At 68.7% G+C, this 10297-nt stretch carries 17 protein-coding genes; 7 read left to right on the top strand and 10 right to left on the bottom strand.

The window, feature by feature from the left end; genetic code table 11:
* Positions 1–170: ISAzo13-like element transposase-related protein (locus ACR2FV_RS06825; protein ID WP_434014939.1), on the top strand; the 170-nt coding region annotated here is incomplete at its 5' end.
* A gap of 27 nt (positions 171–197) precedes the next feature.
* Here ACR2FV_RS06825 and ACR2FV_RS06820 read toward each other — a convergent pair.
* The 3 genes from ACR2FV_RS06820 to ACR2FV_RS06810 all read right to left on the bottom strand — a co-directional run bounded on the left by ACR2FV_RS06820 (position 198) and on the right by ACR2FV_RS06810 (position 1375).
* Complete coding sequence (locus tag ACR2FV_RS06820; RefSeq protein WP_434014938.1) at positions 198–440, bottom strand: hypothetical protein; 243 nt, start codon at positions 438–440, stop codon at positions 198–200.
* Complete coding sequence (locus ACR2FV_RS06815; RefSeq protein ID WP_434014937.1) at positions 437–934, bottom strand: helix-turn-helix domain-containing protein; 498 nt, start codon at positions 932–934, stop codon at positions 437–439. Before ACR2FV_RS06815 ends, ACR2FV_RS06820 begins: the two co-directional genes overlap by 4 nt.
* Before the next feature lie 189 nt (positions 935–1123).
* Positions 1124–1375, bottom strand: a complete 252-nt coding sequence (locus tag ACR2FV_RS06810) for a hypothetical protein (RefSeq protein WP_434014936.1) — start codon at positions 1373–1375, stop codon at positions 1124–1126.
* 397 nt (positions 1376–1772) lie between these two features.
* On the opposite strand from ACR2FV_RS06810, the gene ACR2FV_RS06805 reads away from it, so the two are divergent.
* Positions 1773–2921 carry an ATP-binding protein gene (locus tag ACR2FV_RS06805; RefSeq protein WP_434014935.1) on the top strand — a complete coding sequence of 383 codons (1149 nt, stop codon included), beginning with the start codon at positions 1773–1775 and terminating at the stop codon, positions 2919–2921.
* Positions 2922–3217: 296 nt separating this feature from the next.
* Here ACR2FV_RS06805 and ACR2FV_RS06800 read toward each other — a convergent pair whose 3' ends face one another.
* Together ACR2FV_RS06800 and ACR2FV_RS06795 are read right to left on the bottom strand one after the other, a co-directional pair.
* The gene (locus ACR2FV_RS06800; protein ID WP_434014934.1) at positions 3218–3529 is read right to left on the bottom strand and encodes a HigA family addiction module antitoxin; all 312 of its coding nucleotides are present in this window, start codon (positions 3527–3529) and stop codon (positions 3218–3220) included.
* The gene (locus tag ACR2FV_RS06795; protein ID WP_434014933.1) at positions 3456–3809 is read right to left on the bottom strand and encodes a type II toxin-antitoxin system RelE/ParE family toxin; all 354 of its coding nucleotides are present in this window, start codon (positions 3807–3809) and stop codon (positions 3456–3458) included. Before ACR2FV_RS06795 ends, ACR2FV_RS06800 begins: the two co-directional genes overlap by 74 nt.
* 144 nt (positions 3810–3953) lie before the next feature.
* On the opposite strand from ACR2FV_RS06795, the gene ACR2FV_RS06790 reads away from it, so the two are divergent.
* Genes ACR2FV_RS06790 through ACR2FV_RS06780 form a run of 3 tightly spaced genes read left to right on the top strand, consistent with a single transcriptional unit; the run spans position 3954 to position 4707 of the window.
* Entirely contained in the window at positions 3954–4187 is a 234-nt protein-coding gene (locus ACR2FV_RS06790) for a DUF433 domain-containing protein (protein ID WP_434014932.1), read from the top strand.
* A 2-nt stretch (positions 4188–4189) separates the two neighbouring features.
* Positions 4190–4549, top strand: coding sequence for a DUF5615 family PIN-like protein (locus ACR2FV_RS06785; protein ID WP_434014931.1), 360 nt, complete (start codon positions 4190–4192; stop codon positions 4547–4549).
* Entirely contained in the window at positions 4546–4707 is a 162-nt protein-coding gene (locus tag ACR2FV_RS06780) for a hypothetical protein (RefSeq protein ID WP_434014930.1), read from the top strand. The genes ACR2FV_RS06785 and ACR2FV_RS06780 overlap by 4 nt, the downstream gene beginning before the upstream one ends.
* On the opposite strand, the gene ACR2FV_RS06775 is transcribed toward ACR2FV_RS06780, so the two are convergent.
* Positions 4704–5264: a DUF2231 domain-containing protein gene (locus tag ACR2FV_RS06775; RefSeq protein WP_434014929.1), complete on the bottom strand. Its 561-nt coding sequence runs from the start codon at positions 5262–5264 to the stop codon at positions 4704–4706. The two genes, ACR2FV_RS06780 and ACR2FV_RS06775, sit on opposite strands and share 4 nt — an antisense overlap.
* 342 nt (positions 5265–5606) lie before the next feature.
* Between ACR2FV_RS06775 and ACR2FV_RS06770 the strand changes: the two genes are divergently transcribed.
* Entirely contained in the window at positions 5607–5894 is a 288-nt protein-coding gene (locus ACR2FV_RS06770; RefSeq protein WP_434014928.1) for a type II toxin-antitoxin system Phd/YefM family antitoxin, read from the top strand.
* The gene (locus tag ACR2FV_RS06765) at positions 5891–6178 is read left to right on the top strand and encodes a type II toxin-antitoxin system RelE family toxin (RefSeq protein WP_434014927.1); all 288 of its coding nucleotides are present in this window, start codon (positions 5891–5893) and stop codon (positions 6176–6178) included. The genes ACR2FV_RS06770 and ACR2FV_RS06765 overlap by 4 nt, the downstream gene beginning before the upstream one ends.
* 32 nt (positions 6179–6210) lie before the next feature.
* Here the strand turns inward: ACR2FV_RS06765 and ACR2FV_RS06760 are convergent, their stop codons facing one another.
* From ACR2FV_RS06760 to ACR2FV_RS06745, 4 genes are all read right to left on the bottom strand, one after another.
* Positions 6211–6411: a helix-turn-helix transcriptional regulator gene (locus ACR2FV_RS06760; RefSeq protein WP_434014926.1), complete on the bottom strand. Its 201-nt coding sequence runs from the start codon at positions 6409–6411 to the stop codon at positions 6211–6213.
* An 81-nt stretch (positions 6412–6492) separates the two neighbouring features.
* Positions 6493–7947 carry a hypothetical protein gene (locus ACR2FV_RS06755; RefSeq protein ID WP_434014925.1) on the bottom strand — a complete coding sequence of 485 codons (1455 nt, stop codon included), beginning with the start codon at positions 7945–7947 and terminating at the stop codon, positions 6493–6495.
* 383 nt (positions 7948–8330) lie between these two features.
* The gene (locus ACR2FV_RS06750; protein WP_434014924.1) at positions 8331–9557 is read right to left on the bottom strand and encodes a Fic family protein; all 1227 of its coding nucleotides are present in this window, start codon (positions 9555–9557) and stop codon (positions 8331–8333) included.
* Between the two features lie 189 nt (positions 9558–9746).
* A complete protein-coding gene (locus ACR2FV_RS06745) occupies positions 9747–10160 on the bottom strand; it encodes an iron chelate uptake ABC transporter family permease subunit (RefSeq protein ID WP_434014923.1) in 414 nt (137 codons plus the stop codon).
* Between the last annotated feature and the right edge of the window lie 137 nt (positions 10161–10297).

Genomic DNA, 10297 nt, shown 5'->3' with positions numbered 1-10297 from the left:
GCAACACCACCACGACCACCGGGCTACGCGTCCACTGCGTCCTGGACACCGAGGACTACCCCACCGGTCTGCGGTACACCAAGAAGGACGTCGAGGCACTCCCGCTGACCCGCCACGACTTCCACGGTGAGTGGAACTACACCCTCACATCATCACGCGACACGCCGTGAGAGACCCACACTATTTCTTCGCGGCCCCTAACCGAACTGCTCGTCGAACGATGACAGCTCGCCGATGGCACCGTCGACCAGGTCCGCCTTTGCGCTACCCGGGTCGTCAAGGAACGCGATGTCGACCTCGCGAGACGCGGTCGCCGGGGCGGGCAGGAGGTCCTCGTCGAAGGTGCCCAAGATGGCCTGGGAGCCGATGACCAGGATGTGGGGGTCGCCCGCGATCTCAGAGCTGGTCCGCAGCACGTGTGCGAGCTGCTCACGGTTCATGCGGCCTCGTGCTCGGCCGCCCAGTGCCGCCGGAAGGCGAGGTGCACTGCCAATCGTTCCTGCTCCTCCAGCACCCCGGCGAACGGAGAGTTCGCCCGCAGCTCCACCGCGTCTGGGTCGCGGCTGGCGATCACGTCGGCGACCGCGTCGACCCCCCGGTCGAGGAGCTGCTGCCACTGGCTCAACCTGTGCTGGCTCATCCCGGCCTCGCGGTGCTGTCCGCGCCACCGCTCGATATTGAGCTGGGCATGCGCCAACACTCGGTCCGGGTCCCGTAGCAGCGGGCCAAGCAGCGCGCGGTGCAGCCACAGCGAACGCTCCTCCTCACGGCGCAAGCCGAGGGTGCGCTGTCCCGGCAGGGCCTGCAGGTCCTGCCGAGCGATCCGGCGGTGCGTGCCGACCGTTGAGGAACGCAGTGTGCCGGAGTCACACAGGTCCACGACATGCTGACGTGAGCAGCCCAGAATCTGCGCCACCTGACCCGTCGTCAACATCCTCCGATCAGCATCCACAGGCCAAGTGTCAGCCGCAAACACAAAAAACACAACACTTACAGGCGGCCTTGACGTCCACGCTTTTCGTATTACGTTTTGGGTGTGGAGAGCATTATCGGCAGGCCCGTCACCGAGCAGGACATCGAGGACTGGGCAGAGGAGGCCGAACGGGGTTACGACGTCGAGCGGCTACGCAGGCGCGGTCGAAAGCCACTTGGGATGGCCGAGCCAGTCACCGCGCAGCGCCGAGGCTCGCGCGCCCGTCCCGAACGTCTTCTGGATATGGAACTCGATCGCCTGGACCGGCGCGTCCAGCGCGGTGGCGTCTTCGAGCCGCCTCGTCCAGGCCACGATTACTGGGGGTTGCCCGATGGGGTCCATGCGCTTCTCCTCGCTGGCATGCGCGCCGCGAGGATGCTCGCCAGGCGCCGTGGTCTCCACCTTGCCTCGGGGCAGCGGCGAGTGCAACCGACATAGGCGGAGTCTTCAGCGGGTGACCTCGGCGTTGATCTCGGTGGCGAACTGCAGAAAGTCGGGGTGACCGGGCAGAGCCTGTAGGCATTGCTGCATCAGGTCTCGGGTGCGGCCGAGGTCTCCATGTCGGTGTGCCAGTCGGGCCTGGAGGTACTGCTGTTCAGGTCCGCCCAGGGCGGGGTGGCGGGTGAGCCGCTCGCTCGAGGCGGTCCTCGGCGTCCATGTCGGCCAAGTGGTCGAGGAGCAGGTTGTTGCACTCAGCGAGCGCTTCGGTGCGCTCTTCCCGGCCTCTCAGGCAAACCTTATGCCAGGTTATACTTCAGAGGTTCTATAAAGACCTATCGCAACTGGAGGATGACGCGCCGTGCAAACGAGCCCCTACACCCCCGGTGAGACCGCCCACGAGATCCCCGGCCGGGAGACCCAGCTGACCGACATCTCCGGCCTCCTCGCTCGTGTCGCGCTTGAGGGACGCTTCGCCGGCCGGATCCGGGTGGACGTTGGGCCGCGCGGCGTCGGCAAGACGAGCCTGTTGCGTCGCGCCCAACGCACAGCGACCGATCTGGGTCTTGCCACCGTGTACGTCACCGCGGGCAACGGCACGCTCACCGCCGTCATCGCCGACGAGGTCGATCAGCTCACCCGGGCGTGGGGCCACGGAGACGTCTTGGCGCAATGGGTCGAGGAGGTGAAGTTGTCGGCAGGTGTGCCAGGTTTCGGCCACGTCGAGGTGACTGGCGGGAGCGGGCCCGCCCCGCAGGCGACACGCGCCTTCCGCGAGCTCGTCGCTCACACGGCCCGCTCCGCGACCCAGGACGCCGACCGAAAGGGCTTGGTTCTCCTCATCGACGAGTTCCAGGCCGCGGACGAGGACTCTTTGCGGACCATCGCGTATGCGTGGCAGGAACTCCAATCCTCCGACCTCCCGGTCCCGGCCGCGCTGCTGGCCGCCGGCCTGTCCCACACCCCGGACGTGGTCACTGGCGCCGTCACCTACGCCGAGCGGTTCCAGTACCGGCCGATGCGTGATCTTGAACCGCACGAGACGCGGGAGGCCTTGACCGCGCCGACCTCGAAGTTGGGGGTCGCCTGGGCAACGGACGCGTTGGCGACGGTCGTCGAACGTGCCCAGGGGTATCCGTACTTCGTCCAGGTGTACGGCGACGAAGTCTGGCGGGCCGCGGGCAACCCGGACCCTGGCGACCAGCTCACCGGAGGGCACGTGCACGCCGCCCAGGGGCGCGTGGACGTCGACCTGACCGAGCTGTACCGCACCCGGTGGGCTAAAGCGTCCGCGCGGGAGAGGGAGATCCTCGCGATCATGGCCGCACACGCGGAGCTTCCCGTCCCACGCCGCGACATCGCCACAGAGCTCGGTGTGGACACGACGGCTCTTTCGATGGCGCGCCAGTCGTTGCTGGACAAGGGCATCGTGGACGCGCCGGCGCACGGGATGCTCGCGTTCACCGTGCCGGGGTTCGGTGCTTACGTCAGATCCGTCACAGACAGTTAGGGACCCCCTGCCAGTCCAACCACCCGCCGAGCCACCGCGGCAGAAGCGGGCGGTCACGCAGCAGGCAAACCAAGGCTTCGGTGAAGGTTGGCCATCGGCGGCTACGGAGGCCCCAAAGCTTCTCGGCCACGTCGTCGTGCGGAACCGGCACCCGGACTCGGTCAACGTCAGCGAGGTCGAGGCATATGATGCGCGGACCCTGCCGGTATGCGGGGAACTGGCCGGCTGCAATGCGGTGGCGCAGCATGCGCGTGCTGAGGCCATGCGGCATAGCTGGAAGGCTCGGCGCACCGAGCTCAGGCGGTCTGCAACGGCTCGATCTGGTCGAGGGCCTGGCCGATGGTCTCCTTCTCCTTCTCCAGGTCATACCGGGTCTGGAGGTTGAGCCAAAAGCGGTCGCTGGTGCCGAAGTATCGCGATAGGCGCAGGGCGGTGTCTGCGGTAATGCGCCGCTTGCCGTGGACGATCTCGTTGATCCGGCGCGGGGACACTCCGATCGACACCGCCACGCGGTGCTGGGTCACTCCCAGTGGCTCAAGAAACTCCTCGAGCAGCACCTCGCCAGGGTGGATTGGGGCGACGGTTGTGCTCACCTGTGACACTCTCATCCTGGTAGTCCACCAGCTCGACGTCCTCGGGTCCGGCCGCCGTCCAGACGAAGCAGACCCGCCACTGCTGGTGGATCCTGATGCTGTGCTGGCCGGCCCGGTTGCCCTTGAGGGGCTCGCGGCGGTTGCCTGCCGGGATACGAAGGTCGTCCAGGTTCTCTGCGGCGTCCAGCATGACCAGCTTGCGCAGGGCTACCCGTTCGATCCGGGGGTCGAAGCCCTTGGCTCGCTGGCGAGACCAGAGCCGCTCCGTCGCAGTGTCTCGGGACGACCTGATCACCCCACAAGCATAACGCGACGCGTCATGCTGGCGTAGACAAAGGCAGGTTGGGATCTGCCCTTGTGCCGCCGTCTTTGGCGGCGTCAAGGCGCGGCCACCGGCTGGGACACCACAGCCTCGGCGCTGCGCCGGTAGGCTGGATGCATGTCTCGACTGGACCGGATCACCGCGGATGCGTCGATCTGCCATGGCAAGCCGGTGGTCCGTGGGCTGCGGTATCCGATCCAGATGTTGCTGGAGTTGATGGCTTCGGGGATGTCGGTGGAGGAGGTTCTCGAGGACTACCCAGACCTGGAGCGAGATGACCTGCTTGCGGCTCTGGAGTTTGCGGCGCTCACTGCGGGCGGCCAAGCGGTCGGACCTCTCGGCGCCGCGTGAGGTTGCTCGTCGACGCCCAGCTACCCGTCCGGCTCGCTGCCGGGCTCGGCAAAATCGGTCATGACGTGCTCCATACCTTCTCGCTTCCGGACGGCAACAGGAGCAGCGATGAGCGGATCGCGGCCTTGGCTGATCAGGAGGGTCGGGTGCTTGTCACCAAGGACGCGGACTTCCGCAACAGCCATCTGTTGACCGGTTCGCCCGCGCGTCTGCTGGTTGTCGCCACGGGCAAGATCGGCAACGACGACCTGTTGAGGCTCTTCGAGTCGCGGATGGCTGAGATCGAGGAGGCCTTCGTTCTGGGCGACCACGTCGAGCTCCGGCGTGGCGCAGTCGTCTCGCATCCACGCACCGAGCCATGAGGGTCGCAGCGGTCCATGCCGCGGAGCGTGCCGTCTTCGTCGACGACCTGGACGAGAACAGTCCAGGCCGTCAACTACGCCTCGGCTTCGACGCGGGGTATGACGCACGCCCGGCCTGCTCCTTCGTTCGGCTCGAGGGCCGCCCGGTCCAGATTTAGGAGGCCTCGTCGTATGCGGGGTGGTGGCTACTCACCTTCCGTGCGGCGGCGAGGTGGCCTCCCAGGTAGGCGCCGACCCCGGAGACGGCCGCCCCTGCCAGCGCAAGCGTGGTTCCGGTGCTGTGCCGCCCGCGCTGACGGGCGACCCACGACGATGCGTAGATGCCGATGGCCAGACCGTTAGTCACGGCGTGCACCAGGCCGACCCGCTTGTCGCGTGGGCCGATGTCCGACCATTCCGCCCACCCGGTCCAGGCTGTCGGTCCGACGGCGAGCAGACCGGTGCCGATGAGCTTCTGCGCCGAGCTGGCGGACTCCTCCCCTCCGAACAGGTCGAGCACACTGGCGGAGGTCCAGGTGCCGATCACGAGATCGGTCAGCACGGGGTGCACCGCGTGGCCGAGCCAGTCACCCCGCAGCACCGAGGCTCGCGCGCCCGTCCCGAACGCCTTCTGGATATAGGGCTCGATCGCCTGGACCGGTGCGTCGAGCGCGGTGACGTCTTCGAGTCGCCTCGTCCAGTCCACGATTGCTGGGGGTCGCTCGATGGGGTCCATGCGCTTCTCCTTCGTGGCATGCGCGCCGCGATGATGCTCGTCAGGCGCCGTCGTCTCCACCTTGCCTCGGGGCAGGGGGGTGTGCAACCGACATTCAAGAGCAAGCGGCCTCCCTCGTCGGGCAAGGGTGGACAGAGAGCCGCTGCCGAGCAAGCCGGCTCAGAGAGCCGGTATGCCGGGGTGACCAGGCAGGGTGTGCAGGCGCGGGCGGCCGGTGCGGCAGGCCTCGGCGCAGTTTGCCCATCCGCGGTCCATACGTCGTGGTCGCTCCGGCTGTCGTCGTGATCTCTTGACCAACAGGCGGGCTCGACACTGGGACCTTGGTTGGTCATACTTGTGACCATGACGACCTTCCTGGCATTGGCCGAAGTCAAGGCACATCTCTCCGAGCTGATTGGACGGGTCAACACGCAGCATGAACGCGTCACGGTCACGGTGCACGGCAAGCCCTCGGCGGTACTGATCGCCACCGAGGACCTGGAGTCGCTGGAAGAGTCGCTCGCGATCCTCTCCGACCCCGAGACCATGCAACGACTTGCCGCCTCCGATGCCGAACTCGCGCGAGGCGAAGGCCTTCCTGAGGCCGAGCTGGCCCGAGCAATGGCCGAACGCCAGAGGCGAAGTGCGTGACGCAGGATCGAGACCGGTACACGCTCGTCATCACCCCCACTGACCGGCGACAGCTCACGGAGAAGCTGCCAGAGGCTGTGGCGTTCGCCGCGCATGAGTTCATCGTGGGTCCCCTGCTTGGCAATCCTCACCGACTCGGCAAGCGGCTCCACCCGCCGCTGGACGACCGGCACAGCGCACGCCGCGGCACCTACCGTGTCATTTACCGCATCGTCGACGATGAGCGCACCGTCACGGTCGTCGACATCGCCCACCGTCAAGATGCCTACCGCAGCAACCGCTGAGACCTTCGTCGAAGCACGGTCGGCTCGTGCGCTCAGTCGCGGCCCGCGTGCGGGACCGGGACCAGGAGGCGGTCGACGTCGGCGGGGTCGAGGCGGATGATTCGCGGGCCCGCCCGGTATGCGGTGAGCTGGCCGGTCGCGATGCGGCGGCGCAGTGTGCGGGTGCTGAGGCCGGTCCGTTCGGCGGCTTGGGTCAGGGACTCGTAGTGGCGGCGTGCGGTTGTCTGGGTCATGGGACTCCTCTCACCTCCATAGGCCCGAGAAGCGGGTCCCTGACTGTCACGACCTGGCCGCTCCTCGGCACGTGGCGGGGGTCAGCGTCCGATCGACGGACCCCGCGGGCGGTTCGTATAGCTGGGACGGACATTCTCCACGGGGGTGGAGAACTTCGGTGAGGGCCGTCTCCGCGGCCTGTCCTGACGAGGCCTCGGTGGCAGCGCATCCAGCAGCCCAAAGTACAGATCCAGTGCCGGGTGCTCGCCCAGAGGCTCAGTCCTGACCGCGATATGGCTGATCGTGGGGATGTCGTAGCCGGCGTTGTGGATGTGCTGCATCCTCTGCGCGAGCATCGGCCACTCCGCGTCGCGGGTGAGGCGGGGGTCGAGCCGATCCGCGAAGGGCGCCCATCGTTGCTCCGGGGTCGTGAGGGCCTCGTTGGTCCCGGCCCGGCCCAGGTCGTGGGCGGCGATCTCCGCCTGGGTCGGCGCCCACGCAGGAGCGATCTGATCCAGGCCCAGCAGGTCATCCGGTGGCCGTGCCGCGGGCACCTCCCGGTCCTCCTCGGGCAGCGGCGGGTCGGTCACGATGTCGATGCGCCAGAGCAGGTCCGGTATGTCGTCGCCGCCGGCGGCAGGGCGGGCGGCGGCCACCAGGTCCTTCACCTGCCATCCGCGCTGTTGCGCGTGGTCCATGCTGGTGGCAAGGGCGGGCCACCACGCCCTGTCCTGCATGACCCGCACCTGGTCCGCGCCGAGCGCCTCGACCAGGGCGGGGACCCAGGGCCGGGTCTGCCCGTGCGGCTCGTCGACGCCGGCTGCCACGGCGGGGGACAGGTGGGCCGCGATGCGCCACCACAGCGTGGCCGCGGCGTGGTCGTCGGGCAACGGGCCGGTCGTGGCGGCATGCCGCAGTGGCTCGGCCGCGGGGATGCCGGCCCGGGACACCGCGGCCAGCCGCTCGGCCAGGACGGGAGCGAACGCATCGGCCCGCGCGGCGGGCGACAGTGACTGGATGACGGGTCCCCACTCGGCCAGCGCGGGCGATCGGTCCCTCAGTTGGGCCCTCAGCGCGCGTTGGTGGAGCGCGGGAGCCATCTCCGGGCAGGGTGGCCCGGTGGGTCGCCGGTCTGCGTCGGGGATCTGCCCGGCGGCCCGCCAGACCGCGACCTGCGCGCGCATCTCGTCGGCCGGCCGGGCGGCACCCGGCGGTGCCCACGCCGGGGTCGGCCCCGAGGCCGCCCGCGAAGCGACCTGCCCGGCCAGGTCGCGGACGAGATCGGCGCGCTGAGTCAGGTAGGGACCCCACTGCGGGTCCTTCGCCAGGACCGGGGGTATGCCGGGGGTCCAGGGCAGCGGGCCGGCACCGGCGTTGCGTAGCCAGGTGTCGTCCAGCCGCCAGCCCAGGACCGCGGCAGGGTCGCCGGCGGTGGTGAGCTCACGACACACCACCGCCTCGCGCAGCGCCTGGTCCGGGTCGATGCCGTGAGCGGCAAGCAACGTCGGGTGAGCGCGCAGCGTGGGCCAGGCCGGGGCGTCCCCTATCCCGGGCACGAGCCGCTCGGCGGTGGCGTCCAGCCGCGCCGGGCGCCTCGCTCTTCGCGGAGTAGTAGTCGGCCAGTCCGGCGTGCCCGGTCGCGGTCGCGGCGTGCCGCGCGACCTGCCGGGTCAGGTAGTCATACACCGACCCCGCGCTCAGCTTGTGGATCGACACCGTCTCCCGTAAGCCCAGGGGCGCTCTTCTGACTGTCAGGTACTTGTCACGTCACCGACCGTCGGTGCAAGAGGTGTATCGATCAGCAGTGGGAACGCTCCAGGGGGAGGGGCGCTGGTCGGCAAGGTGACGGGTGGGCCGCGCGGCTCAGGGCGGTGAGCCTGTGGCTTCGATCGGCGGTCTGAGGGACGGTCAGGGTTCGACGAAGGCGAATGGTTCGAGGTCAGCGGCGGCGGCGACCGGCACGGTCGGCATACCGGTCCAGGGCATTGAGGATGTCCGGTGCGCGCCAGGTCTGGTTGCGCGGCTTGTCGTCCTGGTGGTGCTTGAGGATGCCTCGTTGGACGAGGACGTCAATGTGCCGGTGAACGTTCTGCCCGGGCGAGGCCGCGAGGACCTCGCGGACCTGCGTGACGGAGACGACCGGGTAGCGCAGCAGGCCGTCGGCGAGCCGGCGAGCCCCGGAGTCGGCGCGGATCCCGGACAACTTTTCCTTCCAGCCCGCACGAACGCATTCCAGGTCGGCGATGAGCTCTCGGCCGTTGGCGACCCCGAGCATCGTGGCGCGGGCGAGGGTGCTGACGATCATCTCCGGTCCGCCCTCCCGGTATGCGGTCAGAGCGCGGAAGTAGCCCTTCGTGTCGGTCAGCAGACCGGCGCTCACCGGGACCGAGACGTGGTGGGCGACGCCCTTGGCCCGCAGCATCGCCTGCACGAGGGCACGGCCGACTCGACCGTTGCCGTCCGGGAAGGGGTGGATCGTCTCGAACTGGGCGTGCGCGAGGGCGGTCTGCGCCAACGCAGGCAGGTCGACCCTGGCGAGGAAGGCCACCAGGTCAGCGATGGCCGGCTCGATGCGAGCGGCAACGGGGGGCACGAAGTCGGCGTCGTGCGGAGTGCCCGGCCCGAACGCGCGGGCTCGGCCCCCGATCCACACCTGGTCCTCACGCCATCTCCCGGCAATCTGCGGCACGCTTCGACGCATCAGGGTTTCGTGCATGGCCAAGATGGCATAGCCGTCCAGGTGGTCGGCCAGCTCAAGGGCGGCCCGCATCGACTGCACGTTCGCGACGATCATCTCGGCGTGGGCGGTGCCGGCCCCGGTGACCTCTGCCTCGGCGATCTTGCGGGCGGAGGCGGACAGCTGCTCGATCTGGGAGGACGCCGCAGACTCCGTGCGCAACAGCATCGCGGTGAACGGGGCGAGCTCGCGGCCCGCCTCGGCATCGAAGAGCCGCGCTTCTCCGGCCGCTTCCTCCACCTCCGCGGCGACTCCGCCGGACAGACTGAGGTCAAGCTCGGCGATCGGTGCCAGGACAGCGGCACGATAAGGCCGCCCGAGCATCGCTCGGTCCTGCCGCGGCATCCCGCTGACCGGGTGGACATCCCACGGGACACTCTCGTAGGCGACCGCGGGCCACGTACCGCCGCGGTTCGGTGTGACGCTCACAAGGACATCGTACTGTCATCTATCATCTAAGTGACACTAAAATAGAACCCTGGTGTCACTTCCGCAATGGGGGTCCGTCGTGCAGGTACGCCCTCTCACGTCACCGCGGCCTGACTCTGACAAGGCGGTCCTGTGACGACCGTCGAGTTGCCCCACTACCAGGAATTGCTCCTGCAACACTTGAGGCAGTCAAGGATCTCGGGGGCTCCGGATCAGGTATGCCGCGCCCAGACCGAAGCTCACGGGCAGCAGGATGCGGTGATCGGGGCCGACCCACATCCGGGCCAGGTGTGGGATCACCAGGCCCACCCAGCTGACCACTCCGCTGACGGCCACGGCACCGGCCACGACGAGTGCGGACGCGCTCAGCACCACCCAGCGCAGCACGCCGGGCCGCACGCCGAGGGACGCGGCGTCCTCGTCGCCCAGGGATAGCACGTTGATCCGCCACCGCAGCAGCAGCAGGACGGTCCCGCCGAGGATCGGCACCAGGGCGATCCCGACCTTGGCGAAGGTCGCGGTGGCCACGCTGCCCAGCAGCCAGAAGTGCCCACCCTTGATGAGGTCGTCCAGGATGGCTCGGACCCTTGACACGAAGTTCACGGGCCTCACAGTGTGGCCTGTTGGGAGTTTCCACCAGCCGCAGCGCGCAGAAGCGACGCGCGGTCAGCAATCTTGACGCGACCCCGGCCTTGTGCCCGGCCGCGGGCAACCTCGGCCATCTCGATGGCACACCACCC

The sequence above is a fragment of the Ornithinimicrobium sp. genome, from assembly GCF_051004135.1.
In the GTDB taxonomy this organism is placed as follows: domain Bacteria; phylum Actinomycetota; class Actinomycetes; order Actinomycetales; family Dermatophilaceae; genus Ornithinicoccus.
This window is presented reverse-complemented; position numbering and strand designations above follow the sequence as displayed.

Coding starts and splice junctions, on each gene's coding strand:
- ACR2FV_RS06790 (WP_434014932.1), top strand. CDS start 3,954: ATGTCTCGACTGGACCGGATCACCGCGGATGCGTCGATCTGCCATGGC.
- ACR2FV_RS06815 (WP_434014937.1), bottom strand. CDS start 934: ATGTTGACGACGGGTCAGGTGGCGCAGATTCTGGGCTGCTCACGTCAG.
- ACR2FV_RS06760 (WP_434014926.1), bottom strand. CDS start 6,411: ATGACCCAGACAACCGCACGCCGCCACTACGAGTCCCTGACCCAAGCC.
- ACR2FV_RS06820 (WP_434014938.1), bottom strand. CDS start 440: ATGAACCGTGAGCAGCTCGCACACGTGCTGCGGACCAGCTCTGAGATC.
- ACR2FV_RS06775 (WP_434014929.1), bottom strand. CDS start 5,264: ATGGACCCCATCGAGCGACCCCCAGCAATCGTGGACTGGACGAGGCGA.
- ACR2FV_RS06780 (WP_434014930.1), top strand. CDS start 4,546: ATGAGGGTCGCAGCGGTCCATGCCGCGGAGCGTGCCGTCTTCGTCGAC.
- ACR2FV_RS06770 (WP_434014928.1), top strand. CDS start 5,607: ATGACGACCTTCCTGGCATTGGCCGAAGTCAAGGCACATCTCTCCGAG.
- ACR2FV_RS06800 (WP_434014934.1), bottom strand. CDS start 3,529: ATGAGAGTGTCACAGGTGAGCACAACCGTCGCCCCAATCCACCCTGGC.